Consider the following 27,000-nt stretch of genomic DNA (forward strand, 5'->3'; position numbering starts at 1 on the left):
ATCATGGAACAATCACCGATTCTGCAAATTAATAATCTTAGCGGAGGGTATAGTGCCAAAAAACCCGTGCTGCATCATATTGATTTTCAGGTGGCTCCTGGTGAGATGGTAGGCCTGATTGGACTTAACGGGGCGGGGAAAAGTACGACCATGAAGCATATACTCGGCCTGATGGTTCCGCAGCAAGGGGAGGTTCTGATTCAAGGGAAACGAAGAGAAGAAGATCCTGAATCTTATCAGAGCGGAATGGCCTTTGTTCCTGAATCACCGGAACTGTTTATGGAAATGACCGTTATGGAGCATCTGGAATTTACAGCACGTGCTTATAACGTGACCAAAGCAGAGTTTAAGGAACGGGCCGATCATTTGCTGGACATGTTCCGAATGAGAGATAAGAAAGATACCTTGTCGTCTCATTTGTCCAAAGGGATGCGGCAAAAAGTGATGATTATGAGCGCTTTTGTCGCAAGACCACCGCTTTACATTATCGATGAGCCTTTCCTTGGTCTTGACCCGCTAGGTATTCGGTCTTTGCTGGACTTTATGATGGAAATTCGCGCATCGGGTGCTTCCATTTTGCTTAGTTCACATATTCTATCGACTATCGAAAATTACTGTGACAGATTCATCATTCTTCACAGCGGCAAAATTATAGCGCAAGGAACACTCACAGAACTGCGTGAACAGTTCGCGATGGAGCAAGCTCCGCTCGAAGATCTATTCTATCAACTTGTACAAGGCAGGGATTGAAGATGGATCTGAAGCAGCTATGGAAAACAAGGCGTTCCGCTTTCTGGAATCAGATTACTCCTTATTTAGGGTATGTAATGCAGAGCGGGGTAGCAGTGATGATGGGGTTCGCCCTGATTGCTTTTTCCGCATGGTATACCGCACTTGTCCAGGATATCCCTGAAGGATTTCCGATCAACCTGGTTATGCTTGTTGTGCTTGCTCCTCCCGTGATATTCAGCAGCTTTAGAACGTATCTGCAGCAGGCAGATATCGTCTTTCTAAGACCTCAGGAATATCGAATGAATCTGTATTTACAGAACAGTTTTGTAAGAGGGATCGTCTATAAGTCGGTAGGTCTTGTTCTATTATTCATTCTTTTATGGCCGCTTTATATTCGCAGTGAAGGAGCACCGAAGCCCTTTTATCTGTTCTTACTTGTGCTTCTATTGCTTAAGTACTTTGCCAGCTATGGTGGATGGACTGAGCAACAGATGCTATCACGGTCTGCACGATTAGGGTATCGAGTACTTAGATACGGTTTTATTATAGTGAGTTTATATGCATTTTTATGGCACTCGCTTGCGTTAAGTCTGATTTTCATTGCCTTGCTTGCCGGATTATATCTGGTTTCTCTTCGGTTTCCCGTGAAACTGCCTGTTCATTGGGAAAATCTGATCGAGACAGAGCAGAACCAAAGTTCACGAGCGATGAAGACGTTAGGTTGGTTTGTAGAAGTTCCTGCTTCTCGTCAGCGGGTTCATGCCCGGAAGTGGCTGGCACCACTCGCTGATCGGCTTCGCTGGGGACAGCAAACGGCATTTCAGTATCTTATCGTCAAAACATTCCTGCGCAGTGACTTGCTTGGAATCACCGTAAGACTTACAGTGATTGGCGGATTATTCGTATACTGGACAGCAGACAGTTTATGGGGAAGCGGAGTTTATCTGTTCTTCTTATTCCTGTTAGGAATTCAGTTGTCTGGTCTCCGGCGTAATCACCATGATTCATTCTGGATTCATATCTATCCTGTGACCCCACAAAGCCGAAGAGAACAGGTACTTGGTTTTGTCTATGTATTACAGATGGCGGGTGTAGTCTTGTTATTCATCCCGCTGCTTCTTGGAGGGTGGGGCAGATGGGTAGAGACCTTGATTACATTCGTAATAGGTATACTCATCGCCCGCTGGTTCCGAGCCTCGGAACGTAAGAAGTGGTCAAACGAGGAAGATATGGAGTAAATGGAAGGTGCAAGAGGACAAACATGTAAGAAATAAGGGAGTACTTGCCATTGATCCAATGGGAAGTAAACAAGGCCGGGATGTTCCCGGCCTTTTGTCTTGTAATGGTTACAAGAACAGGTTTTTAATTAGTAGCTCATGAACGATTTAGCAATAATCACGAGCAAGATGAAGAGTACGAGGATTGCACCAATGCTTTTACTATCGCCGTAACCTCCGCCGTAACCTCCACCGTATCCATATCCGCTTCTTTCTTCAGATCCAGACATTGTACATTCCCCTTTCAAATCGATTTGTCGTGCGCCTCTTAACGAAGCGTACAACGTATTGTATGACAGGTGTACCTTGAGGGTTTGGGCTTAAGCCTTACTATATCAAATAAAAAAAGGAAACTCCGTGCTGAAAAGCGACAGAGTTTCCTTTTATTGTTGAATTCTATTCTTGGATTAGATCTTGAACTGCCTGATAAATGAGATCAAACAGATCTTCTAGCTGCTCTTCTTCAAGAGAAGAAAAGGCAATTCTCAGATCGTGTTCGCCAATGGCAATCGTGCCGATTCTGTATTCATTCAGCAGATGAATTCGCAGTTCTTCAGCAGATACTTTTGTAAGCTTGAGGCACATAAAATAACCGGAGTTAAACGGATAGTAATCCCAAGCACCGCTGTATTTTCCACTATCGAGCAGTGCTTTTACTTTATTAGCTCTTGCCTTCATAATGAGAAATTTCTCTTGCTTTTGTTCAGAGAATTCGGGCGAATTCAGTGCATCAAGTACAAAAGTCTGGGATGGGTGTGGTCCGCTAGAAATGGTTGCCCGAATAATACCTAGTGTTTTTTGTTCCAGTGCAGATAATACATCAGCACTTTCATGACCATAGGTAATAAAGCCGACACGGAAGCCCCATACGAATTCTTCCTTCGTTGCGCCGTCCACTTTTATAGGCAGAATACGCGGGTGAATGTTAGTCAGACTTCCAAACAGGGATTCATGCAGTGAATCTTCAAAGAAGAGACCGAAATAAGCATCATCTGTAACAACAACGACGTTAATGCCTGCGTCTGCGGCTTCTTTCACGGCAGTCACAATTTCTTTGCCTTCCTCAGCCCCTGGCGTATACCCTGTTGGGTTATTCGGGAAATTAAGTACAACAATCGCTTTCCCTTGATCTTTTTGAGATAGGAGAGCTTCTTTGAGTCCTGCGCTGTTAAACTGATTATGCTCATTAAACAGCGGATAGTTAATGAGTCTACCCTGTCTGCGAACCCCAAAAGTGAGTTCATAGTTCTCCCAGTTTTTATCTGGATATATAACAGCATCACCTTCGTCTACGAATAGGTCGGCAACAATGCTGAGACCATGGGTGAGCGCATTCGTAGCGACGGGATTACCAAATGATTTTCCTTGTAAAGAGGGGGTCTCTTCGAGCATTTTCTTACGCCATGCTTCCCGGAGAGCCGGTTTGCCTGCAGGAGGTGCATAAGGATACAAATCCTGTGGTTTATAAGCAGATAATTTTTCTTGAATGACTTGAAGGTGCATCGGTTTACCGTTTTCAGTGGCGATTCCGATTGTAGCATTATATTTCTTGGCACGGCTAGAAGCTTCTGCTGATTGACTCAAAATACCTTCCTTCGGATAATAAAGTTCTTTGCCAAGCTTCGAGAGCATGTCGTATACATGATTACTGCTCGCTTGAATGCTTTCGTTCAGCTGTAAAGCTAGTGGATTCATTTTATTCATCCTTCCAAGTCTTTGAATTGCATCCGTTCTGACCTTCTAAGGTGATAATATAAGACGCAGCCCGGATAGTCACCATTTACTGCCTCATATTATAGCACCAACACCTAGTGCCGTCACGGAAAAAAGGCTTTAGGCGAGTACCCACTGCATGAACGCGTTACTTTTATGTTAGATCGGTATGAAACGGGCAAAATTTACGCATGAGTTCAGCTGTTTCTACGTCTTTCTTCGTTCCTCGTTCTTCGAGCAAAGCTTGCACTTTTTCGTGTTTACTTTGCTCTAGGTTTTGTCCAAATTTAAATTTAGCTGTAACTCGGTCAGGTACGATACGAATAACAGCAACTGCTTTTAGCTGCCCTTTATATAAGGGGTCGTCTGCATTAATAGGAGTGTATCCGCCTTCCGGTTGGAGTTTATTCATGAACAAGGAGAGCGCCTTTGCTTTTTCAGAAGGGTCAGATACTTTCTCCGCATGACCAAAAACCGTGACACTTTTGAAATACGCAGTAGCAGGACAGGCCAGCAAGGGATCACTAAAGTAGGAAGGAATGAGTGCATACTCTTCTGCTACATTAAAACTAACCCCGGTCTTTGCTTTAAGATGCTTCATCTTTTCGCCTGCAAGACTTCCATGAAAATAAACATAACCGCTATCATATACAAAATTCAGCGGTGTAACATGCGGATCTCCATCCACACTTATGGTTCCAAGAAACCCATAGGTTTTCTCTGCCAGAAAAGCCTCGATTTCTGCTTCTTGCTCTATCGTAAATTCTTTTCTTCTCATTTATCGTGGTACCTCCCCTTTGTTTTATTTATCATAGAGGGAAGAATGTCATGAAAAAAGATCCAATAATTCAAATTTTTATTGGTCCATTGGAGTGGGAGATAACAATGAGTAAGAGAGAAGGGAGAGGCTGGATATGGAATTCACTATACCCTGGGAACACTACGTAGCCAAATATCGTTACAAATACAGTGCCTTATACCATGCCATCCGTGAGGGAATTCTAACGGGAACACTCCAGAGCGGCAGACGATTACCAGCTACGCGGGAACTAGCTCGGCAATATGGTATCTCAAGAGGTTCAGCTGCAACAGCTTACGATATGCTGCTCGCTGACGGTTATATCACTACAGAGATCGGGCGAGGGACCTATGTAGCAGTAATACGTATAGAAGAAAAACAAGCTGTTCATCCCACTTCCGAAGTTCCGCTGTCTACTTGGGGGAAAAGATTGTTAGAGAAACAAAGAATGGAAGAGGAAGGCAGACTTTTAATTTCTTCTGAAGCAGGAGAAATTAAGCATACAGAAGAACAAATCCGCTTTGATAAAGGAGAAATACCAGCTGCTGACTTTCCGTTTGCAGAGTGGAGAAAAGTTGCTTTTTCTAAGATGGAAGATGATGATTCAGCTCTAACTGATCCTGCAGGTGATGTTTTGCTTCGGGCTGCTATTGCCGGCCATCTTGGACTGAGCCGCGGAATTGCAGTTGATCCTGAACTCATCGTATTATTTAGCGGCTCGATGCAAGGGATTGCCCTGCTGACACAAATCTTGCTGAATGAGTCCGAAAAGGCGGTGATGGAAAATCCTGGATACCCGGGATTCTTGCAGGCGATTCGTGTTAATGGTGGAATTCCTATATTCGCTTCCGTAGATGAAGAAGGGATTATTCCGGAAGACTGGGATGCTACCCTTCTATATGTGACGCCAAGTCGTCATTTTCCTACGGGGGCTGTGCTTCCTCTGTCCCGAAGGCAAAAGCTTCTAGCCTGGGCTCACAAGCGGAATGCTATCATTATTGAAGACAGTTATGATAGTGACTTTCGTTTTCGAGGCCGTCCCATTGAGCCGCTGAAAGTGCTGGATTCCGAAGACAGAGTGATCTATATGGGTTCTTTCTCAAAAACCATGTATTCGGGTTTTCGGCTTGGATATGCCGTACTACCGCGCGGACTTCTACAGGCTGCTCGTGCAGTGAAAGCTTTTTATGACCCGTTTCCTCCCGGTTTAAATGAGCAACGTGGACTTGGGGAGTGGATGCGAAGAGGTGGATATGCGAAACATATACGCAAGTTAACCCGGACGTATGGTCATAAGCTGGATGTTTTTGTGGAAGCGATGGAAACCTATACGGATGATTTTTTTGAACTTCATGTTGGAGATGCAGGGATCAGATTGTATGCCATCTGGAAGCAGAGCAAGGAGAAATACACACAATTTATGAGCAAGTGTAAGCAGCACGAAGTTTATTTTACGGACAGTGCTATCTATCAGATGACAGAGGATCATAAACCGGCTGCGTATTTTGGATATGTTCATTTAACGGAAGAAACAATAAGAGAAGGCGCAAGACGGATGGCCGCTGCTTGGGAAGAAATAAGAAACGGCTAAGAACCTTCACAGATCGCTGTTGCCGTCTGTTTTTTTTCAAGACGTTTCACGCTATAATAGAAAAGTACATAGGAACCACTTTAATAAGGAGGAAGGACGACATGTTACAGGCGTCACCGTCGTCTTTTGTGATTTTGCCCGCCGTCGCCAAGATTGTCTGTGAGCCAGGCTGGAAATGGCAGAAGCGCGAAAAACCGATGCAAAACTATGATTTGTTTTATGTATGGAGCGGAGAAGGTACCGTTATCCTGAATGATGAACCTTTTTCGGCCCAAAAAGGAAGCTGTTTTCTGTTTAGACCTGGTGACCATACGATTGCGACTCATAACCCGCAAAAACCATTTGTCTTGACGTATATTCATTTTGATGTTGAAGGTTTAGTTGAGGAAGTTCCTGGTCCTTATCGCAAACTTAGAGAAACAGTTCATTTTGAACACATGCTGGCTAGGTATGTGCGTTTGTTCTTGTCGAATTCGTATGGCAGAGAAGAAGAAATCAAACTGATTCTTAAACAGCTGATGATTCATCTGCTTCGGGTTGACCAAGAGGAACCTGAGGAAAGGAAAGTAAGCAATCAGCTGGCACAAGCGATCCAGGAGATTGCAAATTACGTAAGGCAACATCCAGGAATTAACCATCGTGTGGAAGATTTGGCTGCGCGTGCAGGGTTATCCCCGCGTTATTTTTCAATCAAATTTAAAGAACTGGTCGGTTATTCGGTACAGTCTTATATTATAAAAATGAGAATTGAACGTGCCGAGCATCTGTTGGTTCACGCAGGTATGAATGTTACGGAAGTAGCCGATGCGCTAGGATATCGTGATATTTTCTTTTTTAGCAGACAATTCAAACAGTACACAGGAAAGAGTCCATCTGAAATTCGGTGAGATGTGACCGTTTCAAACTCTTATGTGCAGGGTATTTACTTGAAAAAAGTAGATAAGATTGCTTGCACAGTGAGGAGGGTGTAATTGTGAACGGAACACGAAGAATTCGCAATCGTGGTTGCTCGGGTAAAGGGTGGAATTTATTCCGCACGCGCATGCGCCGTAAACCGGCAGAAGATATATGGTTTTAATGTCAATGATAATTAAATCTCAGTCCATATGATGATTGGCCATAGATAAAAAGCAGCGAGCTTGTCAGGATATCCTGAAAGCGGCTGCTTTTTTTAGGTATGTGGATGAGTGGAAACGGAACGAGATTTTTTAGGTTTTAATAAGCCGAGAGGCTGCCCCATTTTCACATTTTGTCCTAGAGAAAGATCATGATCCGGTTCAAACGTTCCTTCTTCACAGAGGAGAACAACCGTGGAACCAAATTCAAAATAAGCAAGTTCATCTCCGCGTTCCCAAGCGGTTGCTGTATCGTCTGTATATTGAATACTGCTTACATTCATGGCCCCGACTTTGACCACTGCGATCTCGCCGAATTCGTGTTTGATATATGTAATTCGTCTTTCATTTCGGCTGAGTACCGACCTCATATGACGAAGACCGAAATCATTCACAGGATATACTTTACCGCGTATATGTTCACTTTCTACCAAAGTTCCCGTTACGGGAGAGTGAATTCGATGATAATCTTTTGGACTGAGATACAGTACAAAAGCCCAGCCATTCTTATATTTTTCAAGATGAGGAGAATGGTTGAGAAGATCTGACAATGTGTAATCATGGCCTTTTACATTTAGGAGTGTTCCTCCTGTAATAGGACTCATCGCTGTAATTTTACCGTCCACAGGACTCAGGAGCATATTTGGCTCTTCGTAAATCATTCTTGCATCTGTCTGTAATCTCCTCGTAAAAAAAGCATTTAAGGAGGGATAATCACCGGGTGCAAGTTCTGCCTCGTGTGCAGGGATCTCATATGTTTTGATGAACCATGGAATAAGCAGCCGGCTTGCACTGCTCTTCGAAAAAGTGCCGGTGATCCGGGAGATCCATTTACGTGAAGAAAGCTCTGTCATCAGACGCAGCAATGGTTTCGACATGTATATCCCCCTTATAAGACGTACCTTATAGACCGGGTTTCTTGGGCCCGGCCACTCTGCATTATATTGACACAGAACGCAAGCGAAATCAATACAGCTTTTTTCTTATTCGAATGATCTGCATAGAGAGATTCAGAGGGTGCCTTAGCCCTGATCCAACAAAAATCTTGCATACGCTAGAGGTGTTCTATAACTTTCCAGCCATTCTTTATCCATTCCTGCTTTTCGAAAACCGTATCGTTGGTCTCTTCCATTACATTCGATGAAATAGATTTCTCCCTGTGAGGTAAGGGCCATATCAAACCCTAGATCAGCTAGACCAGGTAACGTAAGCGAAAGATGCTGAGCGGCTGTTACAGCCAGGTGATGAATCTGTTGGACAACATGGGGGAGTGAGTGGGAGGGAAGGGCGAAGGGATGAACTACGTCATAAGGCAATGCCATTCCGCCTTGAGCCACATTAGTCACAAAATGATCCAGCGGGGCAACCTTCGCATACATCCCTGTTACATGCCAGCAACCCGTATTTCCTCGCTGTACAGAGACACGAAGATCAATAGGACGCCCTTTATAGGTAGCTAGGGGAATCCGTTCTTGAACTAGGTAACTCTTTTCCCGAATACGAGCGTATAGTGCAGGAGGCAGAACCCCTTTTTTGAAGGGATAGTGAACCCGCTTTTTATCACGAGCCGATGAAACGAAAATTTTCCCATTTCCATGTTCGTGAATGACACGCATAATTCCTTTTCCGATACTGCTGCTTACCGGCTTAAGTATCAAATCACAGTGTTTTTCGAGCATTTGCTGAATCGCCCCGATGGATGCAAGTTCGGTTTCCGGCAGATGAGAGGATAGTTCCGTGTTGTTCATGAGCAATCGGTAAATCTCATCTTTACCATAACGGTTCCGCACATTAAAAATAGTAATGCCACGCTGAATGAGACCGGCTATTAAGTAATGACTAATTTTAGAGAAGTGCATGGCCCGATTGTGGATTACCTTAGGGATTTCGATATGCTGCATCTGAAAACGTTGATTTTTACGAATGTAAGCTTTGCATTTACCCGCAAGTAGGTCGACATCTTCCAATCTTAGATAACAGACAGTCAGACCATAGTTAGTAGCAGCAAGCTCATAACAAGCAAGAGATTCCTGTCTAGTTCTACCTGCAGGGATACCCCGAAGTATGCTTGAATCCAGTAAAATTCCTACACGGTTCATCACCATACCCCTTCCTTTTTATTTCCTGCCTAGTTGTTATTCTTCTTATTCTATGAAAAAAGCGAACAGCCCGGGTAGGGCAACAGCTGAACCTTGAATAATGATACAAGCCTGATTCGGAAGCTTCGGAGTTAACCCGCGGAGAGACGCGAGTGGTGAGGAGGTATGAATCACAGTGTCAGGCGCCCAAAGTATAGCATAGGATGCAAAGATTACAGCTCTATGTGGATGGTTTACCCGAGAAGATTATTCATAAAAGGAAGGGCAACTGCCGTTTCCAAAAGTGAAAACGATCATAAGATGTACGTGATAACTCCATCTATATGCTGGAGGCCTGCAAGGGAGGTATACAGCGCATGGGAGATTTGAACAAAAGACAGCAGAAGGCGAAGAAGAACGGATCAGGAAAAAGTTCGGTTACTAGACGCCCGGGAATCATTAAAAAAAAAACAAAGAAAGGTTCCATGACACCTCATCGAACCCATCAAATAAAAAGCCCCCGCAGTAAGAACAAGAAACGCAAAAGCAAGAGAGCTAGACCTATTTGGACGACGGTATCTCCACTAGTGCAGCAAGAATTCATAGCACTGACTCGCAGCATTACTTCAGAGGAACCGGTAGTTTCGGTTATTATTCCTGCAATGAATGAGAGTTCTACAATCGCCGAAGCAGTCCTGGAGGGCCGCCGAATTCATCCATCCAGTGAAGTAATCGTTGTGGATAACGGTTCTACAGATGAGACAGCAGTACGAGCGGAGTCAGCGGGAGCCAAAGTGTTACGTTATGATGATCCGCTGGGTCATGATGTGGGCAGACGTATGGGAGCAGAAGCAGCAAAAGGAAGGGTGCTTTTATTTATCGATGGAGATATGGTTATACCGGCTCATCAGCTTCGACCGTTTGTTCAGGCGGTTCTATCCGGTGTTGATATCGCACTGAATGACTATCAGGGTCCCATACAGCGAACACCGGTTCATCCGGTGATCGAAGCCAAGTATGTGTTAAATATTATGCTTGGAAGATCCGATCTTGGGGGTGCTTCACTAACGGCAGTACCTCATGCGATCAGCCGTAAAGCATATGAAACAATCGGGTCAAACGCCCTTAGCTCACCTCCGCTTGCACAAACAATAGGAATAGCAAGGGGACTGAATGTTCAGGCAGTTCATCCGATTCCCGTGGGTCGGCTGAATCCATCCAGGCGGAAGGGCGGAGCCGATCTACTGACGGAGGTTATTCTCAGAGACCATCAGGAAGCGGTACACTGGTTGACGGAGAATTATGGATCAAGAGCAGGTTACACCGATCTATATCGAGATCGGCAGTTAGTTCGAATGAAGTGAGGCGAGGTGATGAGAATGAGGAACTCCACTGCAAAGAAAACGATAAAGCCCCGAAAGCGGAAAAGTAAAAGCGCGAAACGAATCCGTGTTTCTCGTATCTCATCTGCCCCTAAGACCCTTCGGATTCTTGGAGTAAAGGCAGGTCTCGCCGCTTCGAAAAAACTGCGCCAGTCCTCAGAATCAATACAAAATGTGCATGCGGAGTTTACGTCATGGTATTTTCAATCCGTAAGTAAATCCCTGCCATATGGTCAAGTTAGACAAATTGCAGAAGCTTATCAGCATGCCTTTTATCTCAAGAAGAGAAGTACAAACTTGCCTATCTTACTGCCGCTTGCGCATTCGGCTGCAGCCGTTGTATCCGCATCAGACGAAGAAGAAACACTGGGTGCTGTTTTGAAAGAACTAAGCAGGTTGCCTTTGCAAGAAATCATCGTAGTACTCAATGGGTGCAGTGACAATAGCTATGCTTTGGCGAGAGCTTATCCCCTCGTGACGATCGTCCATGAGCCGGAGCGGGTCGGTCATGATGTCGGGCGGGCGATAGGCGCTCAAATGACGACCGCAGATACGGTATTGTTCACAGATGGTGATATCGTTATTAAAGCGGAACAGCTGGCTCCTTTTCTATATGCTGTAGACACAGGGATGGATATGGCTCTAAACGATCTTCGTTCCTACTTACCGTCTTTTGCTCATCAGGATACAGTAACGCGTCTGAAAAGTTATCTGAATTCGGTACTGAACAGGCGAGATCTGGGTGCAAGTTCCCTAATCTCCGTACCGCACGCCCTCTCAAAAAAATGTATTCAAACGATAGGATATTCCAGCTTGATTGTTCCGCCGCTTGCTCAAACCACAGCAATCCAGAAAGGGTGCACTGTAGAGGTGGCTGCATCCGTTGATGTCATTACTAAGAATCGCCGCAGAACAGGGAATGTGGGGAAAGGGAATTCGGTGGAACAGATGATCATAGGAGATCATGCAGAGGCTCTGTCGTCGCTGCTCAAAACGTTACACGCGGAAGCTGAAGCTAAAACCGAAGCCTCTCTCTTCCATAGAGTAGAGGTAGCGCGCTGGAGGAATGCCAAATGAATCATTACCCTCTAACGAGTATAGTGATCCCCTCATTCAATGGGAGAGGTTGGCTAAAGCAATGTATCGATTCGATCCGTCAGTACACGGATGAACCTTATGAAATCATTGTTGTGGATGACGGTTCCAAAGATGATACCTTCGATTATTGTGCTTCGGAGAAGGTCCGTTTCATCTCTTTGCCGGAAAATGGGGGATTCCCTGCCGCCTGTAATGCAGGGTTAAGATTGGCAAGAGGAGAATCGCTGCTGCTGCTTAACAACGATGTAACGGTTACGAAAGACTGGCTTACCTTACTCTTGCAAGGACTTTATAGTGACCCTTCCATTGGAATTGTAGGTCCAGTCACCAATTATGCGAGTGGAATTCAGCAGGTTACGGTGGAGTATCATTCATTGGAACAGTTCCAAAAAATAGCGACTGAGCATAATAGGCCGGACCCTGAGAAATGGTTAGAAGTAAACCGAGTGGTAGGTCTTTGTTTTTTATTTAAACGTGAAGTTCTTGAGAAAATTGGTTATCTTGATGAACGATTCAGCCCGGGTCATTATGAAGATGATGATTATTGTTATCGTGCTCGGCTTGCGGGATATCGTCTCCTCGTATTGGGTGATATTCTGGTTCATCACGAGGGAAGCGCAAGTTTTAATAAAGAAAAAAAAGATAAATTACAGCAAATTCTTAACCGCAATCGGTTGTTATATATGGAAAAGTGGAAGGTCGATCCACTGCAATTTATTGATAGTTCACTAGATGAAAAGGAGGGATAGACTTGAAAGGAGTAATCCTTGCAGGAGGAACGGGAACACGTCTTCGTCCGCTTACCCTGTATTTAAATAAACATCTGCTGCCAGTCGGGAAATATCCTATGATTGTGTACGGAATTGAGTCTTTGCGTAAAGCTGGAATAACAGATATTTTTATGGTCATCAGCAAGCAGTCTTCAGGTCTATACACGGACTTTTTAGGCAGCGGGGAAGCTTTTGGTGTTAATATTACCTACCGAATACAAGAACAGGCGGGTGGAATCGCTGAGGCGCTTGATCTAGCTAAAGGATTTATTTTGCCACAGGAAAAATTCGTCGTACTGCTGGGGGATAACTTGTTTGCAGATGATCTTCGTCCCTATGTTGCGTCTTATACGAAACAGCGGCAAGGAACGGCCCGGGTACTGCTTAAAGAAGTAGATGATCCGAGAAGATACGGCGTTCCTGTATTTGACACAGCACATAAAGAACTCATTTCTCACATTGAAGAAAAACCAGACCATCCTAAATCTGCTTATAGTGTGACTGGGTTCTATATGTTCGATGCTTCGGTATTTCAGCTCATCAGCGGACTTGCTCCTTCGGCAAGGGGAGAACTTGAAATTACGGACGTGAATAATATGTATGCCGCCGCAGGAGGATTAGAGTATGACATTGTTCCGGGATTCTGGAGTGATGCAGGGACTTTTGAATCTTTACAAGAGGCCACGATAAAAATGAAAGACCTACTGCCATAGGAGAGTGGTCTAAATGAGTCGCAAGCAAGCCCCTAAACCAAAGAAAGGGAGTCGTTCACATATAACCTTTTCCAGATCCAAGTCCAGATCGAGAGGAAAAGGTAAACTTCGCGGCTCTAGCTCAACCTCTGCGGGCTCGAAACGCCATCGTAAGGTTCCTAAACAGCCAGCTGACAAGCAGGTGCCAAAAAAAAGACAGAAGGCTGTCACAGCTGAATCAAGGGATCAACCTCCCGTTCATTCCTTATATAGAGAAGGGATTTATTTAGGTGGAGAAGCTCTCGTAGAGAAATGGATGCCTGATGGGATGTTGCTCCCGGATGTCACTTGCGAAGAAATCATCCAGGCAGGACTTAAATATTATCGTTCTCATATGTTACAGCTTGCAGGCACCTCGGAGATTAAAGATCTCTTGTGGACCGCAATCGTCGAGAAGCGACCAATATCGCTGGTAAGACTTGGGGATGGGGAGCTGCTAAGTCTTGCTTATGATACAGTGATGTCTCCAGCAGAAGTCTATGAGTTAGGGGCATTCCTACCCTATGCTGGAGTGCCTGTACCTGATGCTTTTGTACAGAGGTCCTTAATCGATGCGATGAAAGGTGCTGATTATATCGGAGTACCTGTGTCACGCAAACCCGCTTTTCAGATGCTGATGTTTCGTTTATTCAAGCATTACCAGCTGCCTATCAGAGAAATGAGACTCACGACTTCTACTATAAACTTTAGCCTGTACCACACCGGATATTTAATACCGCTTCTATATGGGAGGCGTGTACTATTGATCGGGAACAGAGCCGTAAGTACAGCGCAGGTCCTGCGGGGAAAAGGAATTAATGTGATCGGTACGATCTATCCGGTCTCCGGTTTTTCTGATATTGACCAGGTTCTTGCTTCCTGTTCGGAATATGAATATGATATTGCACTTGTAGCTGCGGGTGTTCCAGCTGTCGTCATCTGTCAGCGAATTGCTTCAATGTACGGAAAGGTTGCTATTGATATAGGTCATGTAGCGGATGAAATGATAAAGAATGAAGCTACACCTGGCTGAGCTGATAAAAGGGGAATCCGTATGAAAAAAACCTTTAGAAAGAAAGGGCTCATCTCTACAAAAAGGAACCGAAAACAAAAAGGAGCAGTCACACAGCCACCTAATCCCGCTTATCAAGACGGATACCTGATGGGCTATGAAGACGGCTTAAAAGCGGGAACAGCATCTTACGGGAATTACATGGATGGAACTAGTATTGTTATTCCTACATTTAACCAGGCCTCTTATCTTAAAGAATGTATTAACAGCATAAAGGCAAACACCGACGTGCCGTACGAGATCATTGTCGTGGATAATGCGTCAAGTGATGGTACTGCAGCTTATTTACGGAGTCAAAACTTAGGAGTGCGCTATACCATTCTTGAAGAAAATCGCGGGTTTGCCGGTGGAATTAATTACGGACTGATGATGGCACGAGGCAAATATATCGTCATGCTGAATAATGATACTGTAGTAACAAAAGGCTGGTTAACTCATATGCTCCATTGTTTACAAAGTGATGAGCAGATCGCAGCAGTGGGTCCCGTCACGAATTACATTGGTGGAGACCAGCAGATTGATGTATCTTATCAACGGATACAGGAAATGTGGGCATTTGCCGAAAGATACTGTACCCCGGACCCGTCTCTGTGGCGGGTAACAGACAGGCTTGTGGGATTCTGTCTGTTATTCCGGCGTGAGCTCATCTCAGAAGTCGGCTATTTGGATGAAGGATACCGGATCGGAAACTATGAAGATGAAGATTGGAACACACGGATTCGCTTACTAGACCGAAAATTAGCCGTGGCAGGAGATAGTTTTATTCATCATTATGGCAGTGTAAGTATGAAGAAGCTTGCGGATCAGTTCGAGCAGACGAATAATCAAAATGCCAAGTTTTATGCAGACAAGTGGGGAAATCCTCATGATCTTGTTCAGAGAACAAAAGAAATACGGCGAACAGAAAACAATCCTGAATTAAATAAGTATGCCTACCATCTCTATCCAAACTATCGCTGGATTCAGAGTGCAGCAGGGAGTCTATACTGGTTAGCTGATGGACAGAAACATCACGTAAGTTATAGTGGAGAAGGGGCTGACGATGAGCAGCTGCGAAAGAGAGCAGTCACTTTATCAAGACCGGAGCTTCGTCAGATTCCTACCGGGGTGGACATAACGTTAAGTTCTGAACAAGAGATTGCTGGAATGATAAGAATGCATAATTACACTTTCGGCTTACCCGAAGGTAGTATCATCACGGAGGATTCCCTGCATGAAAATTCGGAATTGTTTCAGCTCGATGAAGGAAAGCGAAGACCGTTCGTTACCAGGTATGCTGCGGAGTATTGGTTAAACGATACGGATATTATTCATATTCTGAGCAGTCAAATCATTCATACCTTACCGCTGGGGCGGCCCTTAATTGCACCCTCTGTAATGCATTATCCACTGTAAACCATGAGCAAGAACCTTCTGCCTTCCTGAGTGATTCTTTTGAGAGGCAGAAGGGTAAACTTGATTAAAGTTCTACATTTGGATTACTATTTCTAGAAGAGAAAATACATTTATTTCTGTACATAAGGAGACTTCATGAATCTGATTGATGTAGTAGAAAGATTGTTCGATCAATACGGGTACTATGTATTACTTATTGGGTTGCCTTTAGATTTTATTGCTTTGCCCATTCCTCCGGGAAATAGTACGTTAACATATACGGGTTATTTAGTATACTTAGGTCTGCTGCACTGGCTCCCTGCTTATTTATTTGCCCTGGCAGGTGCAATTTTAGGTGTTACGATTACATATAGCATTGGTTATCGGTTTGGAACTCCGCTTGTAGATCGGTTTGGAAAATGGTTGTCTATTCATCCTGAGTTCTTAGAGAAGACAAGGAAACGATATGATAAATATGGGGACAAGCTGTTGTTATATGTCTTTTTTGTTCCCGGCGTGAGACAATTTATCGGCTATTTTATAGGTATTATCCGCCTCCCTTACCGTACAGTAGCAACGTACGCCTACGCAGGCACCGCCATCTGGGTTACTGTATTTTTCTCTATTGGTTACGTGTTTGGTGAACAGTGGAAGCAAGTATTTCAGATCGTTGAACGTTCGCTGACCCGGACGCTTATTTTGCTTGGCATCATATTTGTACTGTATCAGCTCATTCGCTGGATCATACGCCGCTCTCGTAAGCGAAAATCATAATTTAAGGAAAAAAGTGTAATTAACATGTGAAAACATGATATATTACAATAAATATTCTTTTATTAACAAGTATTTACATTTATGTTCGAACACCGTGCAAGCTTCATTTAGGGGAGGAAGCAAGTATGATGAATGTTTTATTGGTGGATGATGAGCCATGGGTCTTGGAGGGTTTGCGAACCATGGTGAATTGGGACAAATACGGATTTCGGATCTGCGGAGAGGTCGAGAACGGAAATGAGGCCTGGTCCTTAATAGAAGATCTTCAGCCGGACCTGGTATTTACAGATATTCATATGCCTTCCGTGAGTGGCCTTGAACTCATTGACCGTTCTATGCAAGAGCTGGCTAAGCCGCCGAGATTCGTCATCTTAAGCGGTTACGATAGTTTTGAATATGCGAAAACAGCGCTTGAACAGCGTGTCGAGGATTACTTGCTTAAACCCATTGATGAGGTTGAGATTGAAAAAGTGTTGGAACAGATTAGCCGAAAAATTCAGAAAGATCAGGCTACGGAGGATTTACATCAACGCGAGCGTGCTTTATATGTAAATTGCTTGTTCAACCGACTGCTTCAGGGAGAAGATTGCAGCATACTAAAAACGGAAGTAGAAGCAATCCTGCAAATGGAAGGGCAGGAGGATATAGCATGTCTTTTGATTGAGACGGATACGGGCCAGGAGGACTTGAAATCGCGAGTCCATAGCCTAACTGAGGCTTATTGCTCTGAGCTCTTTACGGATGCAGAAGGAAGAGTAGGTGTATTCTCTGCGATGGCAGAACTATCCCTGGAGCGGATTGAGGTGCTCGGAAGAGATCTCTATGAGCTATACTCTAGTCATACGCAAATAACGATGGCACTCGGACATCATCCAGGCGGAGTAGGGGCTACGAAGCAGGCATACGATAAAGCACAATTCGCACTTAAATGGAAGCGCTATCAAAGAGGAAACGGCATGATTCATTATGAGGATCTCCCGCAAAATGAGGGGATGACGAGTGTGAATCAAAAAGCTTTGACGACGTTGATGAGAACGATTTTGTCCGGTGAACAGGACAGATGGGAAGAAGAAGTGCACGCTCTGCTTGCTAACCCTGACTCTCATATACCTGTACCTGATATTGAATATGTCCGGGTTCAATTACTTGCACTAGAAATGGGCATTCGTAAACAGCTGAAGGAGCTGGATGGGGATGTGGACCACTTTATGCGGGATATCCAAAATACCCCGGGTTTCACCACTAAGATTAGCTCGTATTCTGCATCTCGGGAATATGCACTCGTCTTAACACAGAACGCTATGAAGGTGCTTAAAGAGCTGCGGAAAGAAAAGGAGTACAGCACGATTTTTCATGTAGTGCAGTATGTTAATCAGGAGTTTCGAGAGAAATTACAGCTGCAAGAGCTTGCACAGAAATTTCATATGAATGCGAACTATCTGGGGCAAGCATTCAAACAGCAGACCGGGAAGACCTTTCGGGAGTATTTAAATGACAAACGTATGGAGGAAGCAAAGCGTTTGTTGCGTCAGAGTCGTTTCAACATTGCCGAGGTATCTTTGAATTCAGGGTATCCCAATGCCGACTATTTTGTAAGTCAGTTCAAACGAATGACTGGCATGGCGCCTTCTGAATATAGAAAGCAGCGAGGATGACTTGATAAGTAACAAATGGAGGATGGCGATAGCAACTATGTTTAAGAAATTTCGATTTCGCGGCATCGTGAACGATATTCCTTTGAACTACAAGTTTATGCTGATCTATGTGATCGGAATTTTGCTTCCTATCATTGTGAGTAATTCTTTATTTATGGATCGAATGTCAGGGCTAATCAAGGAGCGGGAAGAGCAAAATTTGCAAATATCCCTGGAGCGGGCAAGAAAGGACATCCATACGATGATTGACGGCGGTGTTGCTGTCAGTCATGCCTTGATCACGGACAAACTGCTGTCTGAATCTATGGATCGGCTGTACGACGGCCAACTGGATTTCTATCGGACGTTTGATGAGCAGCTTCGCCACCGAGTGACCTCTTATATCCCTGTGAATAACCAGATTCAGCGAATCGGTATCTACACGGACAATCCAACGATCGTGCCTGGCGGCGATTATTATTATTTGGATACTTCGGCGCGATTAAGCAACTGGTTTAAGACTTGGGAAGCGGCGGGAGAATCGCTGCAAGTGGTCGCTTACCGCGATCAAGCAGCCAATGATCAGACTACAACCTCGTCTTTTTTTAGCGTTATTGAAAAAATGGACTATTACTACGCAGATAATTCTTATCAGAAACTAGTACGTATTGATTTTTACCTGAATCGTTTCTACGACGCTATCGCGAGAGAAAAGAGCTCGCTCGATCTGTATCTAGTCAACGCTCAGGATCAAATTATCGTGTCTGCAAGTGATAAGTACCAGGGCGAGATGGGCAGCGACTATGCGTTGTTCGATACGAGTAAGGCGGCAGATCAGGATTTACATATTGTTCCGATTGGCAGTGCCAGCTATGTGAAAGGATGGAAACTAATCGGTGTACCACAGGAAACGCGCACGAAACAAGCGATGCTGTCCATGCAGCTTTATTTTGGCATGCTGGCAGGTATCATTACTCTGATTACCTCGATTTTTATTTATATCATGCTGCGTTCGTATAATTACCGAGTGAAACGCCTGTCCAGGCATATGCAAAAGGTGGGGAACGAGAAATTCGATCTGATCAACATTGATGGTGGACAAGACGAGATCGGTGATTTGATCCGAAATTTCAATATGATGACTGCTCAGATCCATTCATTGATTAATAATGTGTACAAGCTTGAAATTCAGCAACGAAGCCTTGAAGCTGAACGTATCCGTGCTGAGCTTAATTTATTGCAAAGCCAAATGAATCCCCATTTTTTATTTAATACACTGAATGCGCTGCTTGTCGTTAGTACCAAGAACAATTATGTGGATGTTAAATATATTATTAAAGACCTGTCCAAGCTGCTTCGTCGTCTATTGAATTGGAAGGACGATGTAGTCACCTTGGAGGAGGAAATGAGTTTTACGGTAATGTACCTGGGGATTGAGAAATTTCGTTTTCGGGACAAATTTGAATATTACATTGAGATCAGTGATGAGGCGCGGTATTATAAAATACCAAAAATGAGTATTCAGCAATTGGCAGAAAACGCTTGTAAACATGGAATACAGGCTACACCGGGGCTTGGTTATGTAAAAATCCGTGCTGAAATCACGAGCGGTTATCTTTGTATCGTTGTATCTGATAATGGAAAGGGCATGGATAACGAACGGCTGCAAGAGGTTTTGCAACATATGCGGAGTAAAGAGGAAAGTGGAGGAAGCAATATTGGCATGCGGAACGTGTATCGCCGTCTTGAATTGTATTATGACGATAAAGTGAATTTTAGAATTGTGAGCAAGTTGGGTGAAGGGACCGAGGTGTCCTTCGAAATTCCTCTACAGCTGCTTGAAAGTCAAGGTGGAGAAGGAGGCAGGGACAATGACATTTAAAGTGTTGTTGATTGATGATGAGCCATGGGCGCTGGAGGGGTTGCAGCTCTGGATTCCCTGGGAAAAGCTTGGATTTAAGATTTGCGCTGTTTGTGAGAATGGGGCGGAAGGGCTCAAACGAATGGAGGAACTGAAGCCTGATCTCGTCATGGTCGATATTCATATGCCCGTGATGAATGGACTAGAAATGATTGAAGAGTGGCGGCGTAGAGAGAACGGATCGACTAAATTCATTATTTTAACGGGGTACAGTGATTTTGAGTATGCAAGAAAGGCACTTAAATTTAGAGTATCCCGTTATTTACTTAAACCTCTTGATGAGGACCAAGCGGTGCTCGAAATTCGTGCGGTAGTGCAGGAACTGATTAAGGAGCAGGAACAGCTTCATATTGGACAAATCGTACAAAGAGAACAAGAAATTATGTCAATAAAGGAGGCGCTGATCGGCAAAGAGCTGTCCGTAGAAGCGAATCAGGTAATAGAGTCCCTCTCCCGGTCAGACAAGGAGTGGAATGTATGCCTGGTCCAGGTACCTGGAGAAGACTCTGCTCGGTGGTTCAGCCTGGCTGCAGATTTTCTGAACGGATGGGATACCGTTTATATGATTCGATTGCGAAATAATCTTGTTTCCATTGTGTTCGGTGATGCTGTTCAAGGTACAAGAGAACCCATAAGAAAGCAATTGGAGGTAATGGCTCGCCGTCTGGCGGGCTTTCGTGCATTTATGGCTACTGGGATTGCGGTACCTTCACTAAATCGTATTAGAAGTTCCCAAATAACAGCAGAGGAAACGCTGTTGCATGCCTTTTATGAAGAGGAGAATACCAATATTCTAGATTATGACATGCACAAGGACCAGACTTTTACAAAGCATTACAACCAGCTGGAGATACTAGAGCGCATGCTGGGAGCATTTCAGCTCATCGATCACGCTGCCTACCGATCTGTTGTGGAGTATACTCAGCAGACCTTTCGGCAAACGCGGGTACACCCGGATGAGGCCCAGAAGTTTGTGATCTATCTTCTTCATGAAATTCGGACATATATGGATAAGCATATGACGCAAGATTTAGGAATCTCAAACCGATTGTTTGATATTCCCAATCTGGATGAAGCCCTGCTGACCTTTGATGTGCTGATTGGCATGCTACATTCGTGCGGCCGAGTCTGCTTTGAGCTTTTGCTTAAAGAGAATCCGGCTGAGACCCAAGGCATTGTGCAAGATATCAATGATTATATTCATGCGCATTTCCGCGAAGGATTGACCATAAAGTTACTGGCGGAACATTTCTTTCTTCATCCGGCCTATTTAGGGCAATTATTGATACGTAAAAATGGGATTGGATTCAATGAATTGCTCCATAATCTGCGGATTGAGGAGGCTTGCCGTTTGCTTCAGACGAATCAGTATAAAAATAGCGAAATCTCGGAAAAGGTCGGATATTCCAGCTACCCTCTTTTTTTAAAGCAATTTGAAAAACGGATGGAAATGTCACCTAATGATTACAAAAAAAATGTCCAAATATAGGAAAACCTATGCTTTTCACGGAAAGAGCTATAATTCGGATATAGTTTCCGTGTGATGTTAAATTTATAATGAAATTACACAAATGTAAGGGCTTTCAACATGGCAAGACCAAACTTTGGAGGTGCTTTATGGGGGAAAGAAAAAAACCGTTTTTCCGAGCGGGGGCCACATTGTTGTTGTCACTGGGCGTAGTGCTAGCCGGCTGTTCAGGCGGAAGTGGGAATGAACCGGGCAGCGGAGAAGCGAACGGTACGGGCGGCGATGTTGGATCTGATAGTCCGATAGAAATCTCGGTATTCCTAAACGAGGCCGGACAACAGCCAACTGCGGATAACAAAATCTACAAAAAAATCAAGGAAGAGCTTGGCGTTACGTTTAAATTCGAATTTCTGGCTGGCGACAAAAACCAGAAGCTCGGCGTTATGATTGCTGGCGGTGACTATCCAGATTTAATCTCTGCGGATACTAAGCTGACGGCAGCGGGTTCGGTGATTCCACTAGAGGATTTAATCGAAGAACATGCGCCTAATTTGAAGAAGCACTACGAAAAGTACTGGAATCAGATGAAAGACCCGAATGATGGACATATCTACTATCTGCCCAACTATGGTGCATATAACGGTGAAGTGTCCGATACCTATTACAGCGGACCTGCTTTCTGGATTCAAAAAGAAGTCTTGAAGGAATTTGGTTATCCAAAACTGAAGACACTCGACGAATACTTTGACTTGATCGAGAAATATAAAGAGAAGTATCCAACGATTGACGGCAAGCCGACCATTGGTTTTGAGGTGCTGAACTATGACTGGAAAAACTGGGGCTTGCTGAACGCACCGCAACATTTGATCGGTCATCCAAATGATGGCGGTGTGGTTGTAAATGATGGCAAGGCGGAGATTTTTGCAGACAAGGATTACGCTAAACAGTACTATCAGAAACTCAATGAAATCAATACCAAAGGCTTGCTAGATAAAGAAGCATTTGCGCAAAACTATGATCAGTACATGGCTAAATTATCTAGTGGTGCGGTACTCGGCATGTTCGACCAGAAGTGGAACTTCGGCACAGCGGAAGATTCCTTGAAAACGCAAGACAAAATCGAACGAACTTATGTAGGTTTTCCACTTGTATATGACAGCAGCACGAAGGACTATTATCGTGATCGCGCAGCACTGAATTTGAACAATGGTTTTGGCATTACCGTAAGTGCCAAGGATCCAGTGAAGATCATTAAAGTGCTTGATAAGCTGATGGAAGAAGAATGGCAGAAAACACTCACTTGGGGTGTTCAGGATGAAGATTATTACGTTAATGACGAAGGACGTTTCATGAAAACGGAAGAACAGCGCGACAATGCAACCGATGCTGCCTGGAAGCTGGCAAATAAAGCAGATGCTTTCTATGCAACTGCACCGAAGCTCGAAGGTTACTTCAGCGATGGGAACGCAACTTCTGCAAGCAATCAGCCTGAGGAATATCAAGCAAGCTTGAAACCTTTTGATAAGGAAGTTCTAGATGCTTATGGACATAACAGCTATGTAGACTTCTTCAGTGATCCACCGGAAAATCCAGTGTATTACCCAGCATGGTCTGTTGATCTGGTGGAAGGATCTCCAGCCAAGATTGCAAATACGAAGCTGACGGAAACGTCTACTAAGTATTTACCTAGAGCTATTCTCGCTAATCCATCCGAATTTGATAGTGTCTGGAATGAATATGTTTCTGAGATTCAAAAGCTGGACATCAAATCTTATGAAGATCGCATTAATGAAGTATTGCAATGGAGAATTGATAACTGGTCTGTGAAATAAGAGCAATTCTATCAGGAAGGAAGGTATCCTTCCTTCCTGATTTTTTTTGAGAATAAGTTACTAGACACGCTGTCACCCTTGGAAGATACGCCACTCTACGTTTTTCTTTTCACTACAAAGATGGATAGGGAGTTTGATATTATGGAGGAAATTGTAGCGGGCACCAAGCCCCTCAGCCCGAAGAAAAAACCGAAAAACAAGCGGCTGACCTGGGAAACGATCAAAGAACAGAAACAGCTTATATTTATGTCTGTTCCTCTGTTAGCATATATCATCACTTTTTCTTATGTACCAGTCTGGGGCTGGACGATGGCTTTTCAGGATTACAAACCTGCACGAAGCTTCTCGGATCAAACTTGGGTAGGATTCAAGCATTTTAAATTTTTGTTTACGGATGATAATTTTCTACGTGTACTTCGCAATACGCTTGGCATGAGTATCATCAACTTGATATTAGGCTTTGTAACTGCCATTATTCTGGCCCTTCTGCTTAATGAGATCAAAAAGGTTCTATGGAAGCGGACAGTGCAGACCATTTCCTATCTGCCCCACTTTCTATCTTGGATTATCGTTACTGGCATCGTGGCAACATCATTAGCTTCCGATGGAATTATCAATGATATTTTAATGAAACTGCATCTGATAGATCAGCCGATCCTTTGGCTGACGGAAGGCAAATATTTCTGGGGAGTCGTCGCAGCCTCCCATGTTTGGAAAGAAGTAGGATGGAATACAATCATTTATTTGGCAGCTATAGCCTCTATTGATCCCGCGCTGTATGAAGCATCCGATATCGATGGAGCGAACCGCTACCAAAAAATGTGGAATATTACGTTGCCAGGAATCAAGCCTACGATTGTTATTCTACTGATTATGTCGATTGGACATATTCTAGAAGCGGGCTTCGAGGTTCAATATTTGCTTGGCAACGGACTTGTTGTTGATTGGTCGGAAACGATTGATATCTTCGTGCTCAAATACGGGATTGCACAAGGCAATTATTCGCTCGCTACTGCAGGCGGGATATTCAAGTCTGTAGTCAGCATTACCATGTTGCTCTTTGCGAATTGGACCGCCAAGCGGCTTGGGGAAGAGAGGCTGTTATGATGAAAAAAACACCATTGTCCGGTTCAGGAAACACAGCGGTAGTTTCCACTCGTCGCTCGGGAAACAGAACCATTGAACCAGTCCTGTTCAATACCTTCAATACCATTTTCATGATCATGCTGGTGACGGTGACACTGTATCCTTTTTTAAACACAATTGTGGTTTCATTTAATGCAGGGAATGACACCATCCGGGGGGGATTGTACTTATGGCCCCGTGAGTTCACCTTGCAGAATTATAAAGCAGTATTTGCTTCAGGCACCATCTATAACGCATTTCTAATTTCCGTTGCACGAACCGTTCTCTCCACTTTACTGAATATTTTCTTGACTAGTATGCTGGCATACACACTGAGCCGGCGGGATTATGTTTTCCGTAAGTTGATTACTACTGTTTTTGTACTCACGATGTATTTCAACGCAGGACTTATACCCGGGTATTTCCTGATGAAGGACCTACATTTAATTAACTCTTTCTGGGTGTATATCTTACCATCCCTAATTAGTGCATTTAATCTTATCGTTATTCGAACTTATATTTATACCATCCCGGAGGCCTTAATCGAATCAGCAAAAATCGATGGTGCGGGAGAATTCAAAATTTTCTGGAAAGTCATCTTTCCGTTATGTACACCCGTTCTTGCAACCATTGCACTCTTCGTTGCTGTTGGCGCGTGGAATACTTGGTTTGATGCTTTTCTTTACACGTCCTCACGTCAAGAACTAAGTACACTACAATATGAATTGATGAAACTGTTATCTTCCAGTATGAATGCCAACAGTAATCCTTCGGTTGCCAACGGTGTGGGCATGGAAAATGCGACACAGGTGACACCGATTTCCATCCGGGCAGCAGTTACCATTGTCGCTTCGGTACCAATTCTACTGGTTTACCCGTTCATGCAAAAATACTTTGTCGTTGGACTAAATGTAGGGAGTGTGAAGGAATAGATGAAGGATCAGCTACTTTCAAAAACGATCCGTTATGCGAATCCCATCCTTCCTGGGTTCTATCCCGATCCAAGTATCGTGAAAGCGGAAGATTATTTTTATCTCATTTGCAGCTCATTTGAATATTTCCCCGGTGTGCCGATTTTTCGGAGCCGGGATTTGATCCACTGGGAGCAGATAGGCAATGTACTGGATCGGTTCAGCCAGCTTGATTTAACCAGGCAGAAAAGTTCAGACGGGATCTATGCTCCTGTACTTCGATATCATGAGGGCATTTTCTATATGATTACGACAGATGTAAGAGGCATCGGCAACTTTTATGTTACGGCAACCGATCCTGCGGGGCCATGGTCCGACCCGATTCGCATTCCTTATGGAGGGATCGACCCATCGTTGTTTTTTGATGATGACGGCAAAGTGTATGTTACTGCTCAGCAAGGTGCCGATTACGACTCTCATGCCATTCAGTATGAGATCAACATTACTACAGGAGAGGCACTCTCTAAACCGCAAATCGTCTGGCATGGAGATGGCGGTCCTTGGACGGAAGGACCGCATTTATATAAGATTAAAGGTTTGTATTACATGATGTCCGCCTCTGGAGGTACGGCCAAGGAGCACCGCGAAATTATTGGTCGAAGTGATAAGCCGTACGGTCCGTTTGAACGGTACCCTGAGCCCATTCTAACCCATCGCCAGCTGGATCATCCCATTCAGTATTTGGGTCATGCCGATCTGGTCGAGGATCATCAAGGCGATTGGTGGGCCGTATTCCTTGGTGTTCGATTGACAGAGGGCGGATATAGCGTTCTTGGGCGGGAAACGTTCCTTGCACCTGTGTTTTGGAAGGATGGTTGGCCGCACATCGACAATAATGAAGGGACAGTAAGCCTGGATATGTCAGTCCAGCGGTTAGAGGTGTCAACGCCTTCTATGCTAGATAGGAATGAGGCAATCGTTGTTGGCCGGGAGGACTTTGATGCAGAGCTTGGACCACAGTGGCTGTACGTACGCAATCCGTCAGAAGGGAAATGCACGCTTACGGAAAAACCAGGTTTCCTTACTTTATATGGTCAGGAGGCAGGGCTGAATGACACCCAGCAGATCACGTTCGTTGGCCGAAGGCAGCAACATCTTGATGCCAGCTTTACCGCTTGTATATCATTCGTTCCTGTATCCGAAGGAGAAGAGGCGGGACTATGCATCCGCCGGGATGAAGACGCACACTATGAGCTGGGTGTAAGACGCTCGGCCGATCAAAACATTATTTTTGCCCGCCTGACGGAATGTGGAGAGTCAGAAATTGTACATGAGAGCGAGGTAGAAACGGAGCAACTATTACTCCGAATCGAATCGACAGAGAAGGAATATAAGCTAACTTGTTCGGAAGATGGACAGAACTGGTTACATTTAGGTTCAGGCACAGCCCGTGCGATCTCTCCTGAGGATTTTGTACATAAAATGTGCTTTACCGGGGCAGTCGTTGGATTATATGCTACCGGCAACGGACAGGAAAGTCAGACACCTGCTCGCTTCGACTGGTTTGAGTATTGTATTTGATTCGCAGGAATACGGGCGGGGT

At 44.3% G+C, this 27,000-nt stretch carries 23 protein-coding genes; 18 read left to right on the forward strand and 5 right to left on the reverse strand.

Annotation, left to right across the window (positions count from 1 at the left end):
• Nucleotides 1–3: 3 nt before the first annotated feature.
• Nucleotides 4–750, forward strand: a complete 747-nt coding sequence (locus ACWPWY_RS22985) for an ABC transporter ATP-binding protein (protein ID WP_454193802.1) — start codon at nucleotides 4–6, stop codon at nucleotides 748–750.
• Between the two features lie 2 nt (nucleotides 751–752).
• Complete coding sequence (locus ACWPWY_RS22990) at nucleotides 753–1,970, forward strand: ABC transporter permease (RefSeq protein ID WP_454193803.1); 1,218 nt, start codon at nucleotides 753–755, stop codon at nucleotides 1,968–1,970.
• A gap of 128 nt (nucleotides 1,971–2,098) precedes the next feature.
• Here ACWPWY_RS22990 and ACWPWY_RS22995 read toward each other — a convergent pair whose 3' ends face one another.
• From ACWPWY_RS22995 to ACWPWY_RS23005, 3 genes are all read right to left on the reverse strand, one after another.
• Entirely contained in the window at nucleotides 2,099–2,239 is a 141-nt protein-coding gene (locus tag ACWPWY_RS22995; protein WP_454193804.1) for a YjcZ family sporulation protein, read from the reverse strand.
• 166 nt (nucleotides 2,240–2,405) lie between these two features.
• Nucleotides 2,406–3,704 (reverse strand): aminotransferase class I/II-fold pyridoxal phosphate-dependent enzyme, encoded by a 1,299-nt coding sequence (locus ACWPWY_RS23000; RefSeq protein ID WP_454193805.1) that lies wholly within the window; start codon nucleotides 3,702–3,704, stop codon nucleotides 2,406–2,408.
• A 172-nt stretch (nucleotides 3,705–3,876) separates the two neighbouring features.
• Nucleotides 3,877–4,500: a pyridoxamine 5'-phosphate oxidase family protein gene (locus ACWPWY_RS23005; RefSeq protein ID WP_454193806.1), complete on the reverse strand. Its 624-nt coding sequence runs from the start codon at nucleotides 4,498–4,500 to the stop codon at nucleotides 3,877–3,879.
• Between the two features lie 136 nt (nucleotides 4,501–4,636).
• On the opposite strand from ACWPWY_RS23005, the gene pdxR reads away from it, so the two are divergent.
• Nucleotides 4,637–6,112: a MocR-like pyridoxine biosynthesis transcription factor PdxR gene (gene pdxR / locus ACWPWY_RS23010; RefSeq protein WP_454193807.1), complete on the forward strand. Its 1,476-nt coding sequence runs from the start codon at nucleotides 4,637–4,639 to the stop codon at nucleotides 6,110–6,112.
• A gap of 101 nt (nucleotides 6,113–6,213) precedes the next feature.
• A complete protein-coding gene (locus ACWPWY_RS23015; protein WP_454193808.1) occupies nucleotides 6,214–6,999 on the forward strand; it encodes a helix-turn-helix domain-containing protein in 786 nt (261 codons plus the stop codon).
• Nucleotides 7,000–7,283: 284 nt separating this feature from the next.
• Here ACWPWY_RS23015 and asd read toward each other — a convergent pair whose 3' ends face one another.
• The gene (asd, locus tag ACWPWY_RS23020) at nucleotides 7,284–8,105 is read right to left on the reverse strand and encodes an archaetidylserine decarboxylase (protein ID WP_454193809.1); all 822 of its coding nucleotides are present in this window, start codon (nucleotides 8,103–8,105) and stop codon (nucleotides 7,284–7,286) included.
• A 144-nt stretch (nucleotides 8,106–8,249) separates the two neighbouring features.
• Nucleotides 8,250–9,326, reverse strand: a complete 1,077-nt coding sequence (locus tag ACWPWY_RS23025) for a YheC/YheD family endospore coat-associated protein (RefSeq protein ID WP_454193810.1) — start codon at nucleotides 9,324–9,326, stop codon at nucleotides 8,250–8,252.
• A gap of 437 nt (nucleotides 9,327–9,763) precedes the next feature.
• Here ACWPWY_RS23025 and ACWPWY_RS23030 point away from each other — a divergent pair, with 437 nt between their 5' ends.
• The 14 genes from ACWPWY_RS23030 to ACWPWY_RS23095 all read left to right on the forward strand — a co-directional run bounded on the left by ACWPWY_RS23030 (nucleotide 9,764) and on the right by ACWPWY_RS23095 (nucleotide 26,978).
• Nucleotides 9,764–10,669, forward strand: a complete 906-nt coding sequence (locus ACWPWY_RS23030; RefSeq protein WP_454193933.1) for a glycosyltransferase family 2 protein — start codon at nucleotides 9,764–9,766, stop codon at nucleotides 10,667–10,669.
• 9 nt (nucleotides 10,670–10,678) lie between these two features.
• Nucleotides 10,679–11,764, forward strand: coding sequence for a glycosyltransferase family 2 protein (locus ACWPWY_RS23035; RefSeq protein WP_454193811.1), 1,086 nt, complete (start codon nucleotides 10,679–10,681; stop codon nucleotides 11,762–11,764).
• A complete protein-coding gene (locus tag ACWPWY_RS23040) occupies nucleotides 11,761–12,534 on the forward strand; it encodes a glycosyltransferase family 2 protein (protein ID WP_454193812.1) in 774 nt (257 codons plus the stop codon). Before ACWPWY_RS23035 ends, ACWPWY_RS23040 begins: the two co-directional genes overlap by 4 nt.
• Nucleotides 12,535–12,536: 2 nt before the next feature.
• Nucleotides 12,537–13,268 (forward strand): sugar phosphate nucleotidyltransferase, encoded by a 732-nt coding sequence (locus ACWPWY_RS23045; protein WP_454193813.1) that lies wholly within the window; start codon nucleotides 12,537–12,539, stop codon nucleotides 13,266–13,268.
• 13 nt (nucleotides 13,269–13,281) lie between these two features.
• Nucleotides 13,282–14,319: a GT-D fold domain-containing protein gene (locus ACWPWY_RS23050; protein ID WP_454193814.1), complete on the forward strand. Its 1,038-nt coding sequence runs from the start codon at nucleotides 13,282–13,284 to the stop codon at nucleotides 14,317–14,319.
• A gap of 21 nt (nucleotides 14,320–14,340) precedes the next feature.
• On the forward strand, nucleotides 14,341–15,753 hold the full coding sequence (locus ACWPWY_RS23055) for a glycosyltransferase family 2 protein (protein ID WP_454193815.1): 1,413 nt from the start codon (nucleotides 14,341–14,343) through the stop codon (nucleotides 15,751–15,753).
• A 135-nt stretch (nucleotides 15,754–15,888) separates the two neighbouring features.
• A complete protein-coding gene (locus ACWPWY_RS23060) occupies nucleotides 15,889–16,506 on the forward strand; it encodes a DedA family protein (protein ID WP_454193816.1) in 618 nt (205 codons plus the stop codon).
• Between the two features lie 125 nt (nucleotides 16,507–16,631).
• Nucleotides 16,632–18,161, forward strand: a complete 1,530-nt coding sequence (locus ACWPWY_RS23065; RefSeq protein WP_454193817.1) for a response regulator transcription factor — start codon at nucleotides 16,632–16,634, stop codon at nucleotides 18,159–18,161.
• 22 nt (nucleotides 18,162–18,183) lie between these two features.
• Nucleotides 18,184–20,022 carry a sensor histidine kinase gene (locus ACWPWY_RS23070; RefSeq protein WP_454193818.1) on the forward strand — a complete coding sequence of 613 codons (1,839 nt, stop codon included), beginning with the start codon at nucleotides 18,184–18,186 and terminating at the stop codon, nucleotides 20,020–20,022.
• Entirely contained in the window at nucleotides 20,012–21,550 is a 1,539-nt protein-coding gene (locus ACWPWY_RS23075) for a response regulator transcription factor (protein WP_454193819.1), read from the forward strand. The genes ACWPWY_RS23070 and ACWPWY_RS23075 overlap by 11 nt, the downstream gene beginning before the upstream one ends.
• A 128-nt stretch (nucleotides 21,551–21,678) precedes the next feature.
• Nucleotides 21,679–23,361: an ABC transporter substrate-binding protein gene (locus ACWPWY_RS23080; protein WP_454193820.1), complete on the forward strand. Its 1,683-nt coding sequence runs from the start codon at nucleotides 21,679–21,681 to the stop codon at nucleotides 23,359–23,361.
• A 141-nt stretch (nucleotides 23,362–23,502) separates the two neighbouring features.
• On the forward strand, nucleotides 23,503–24,468 hold the full coding sequence (locus ACWPWY_RS23085; RefSeq protein ID WP_454193821.1) for an ABC transporter permease: 966 nt from the start codon (nucleotides 23,503–23,505) through the stop codon (nucleotides 24,466–24,468).
• 110 nt (nucleotides 24,469–24,578) lie between these two features.
• Nucleotides 24,579–25,418 carry a carbohydrate ABC transporter permease gene (locus ACWPWY_RS23090; protein ID WP_454193934.1) on the forward strand — a complete coding sequence of 280 codons (840 nt, stop codon included), beginning with the start codon at nucleotides 24,579–24,581 and terminating at the stop codon, nucleotides 25,416–25,418.
• The gene (locus tag ACWPWY_RS23095) at nucleotides 25,419–26,978 is read left to right on the forward strand and encodes a glycoside hydrolase family 43 protein (protein WP_454193822.1); all 1,560 of its coding nucleotides are present in this window, start codon (nucleotides 25,419–25,421) and stop codon (nucleotides 26,976–26,978) included.
• The last annotated feature ends 22 nt before the right edge of the window (nucleotides 26,979–27,000 follow it).

Source organism: Paenibacillus sp. Marseille-Q7038 (assembly GCF_965111595.1).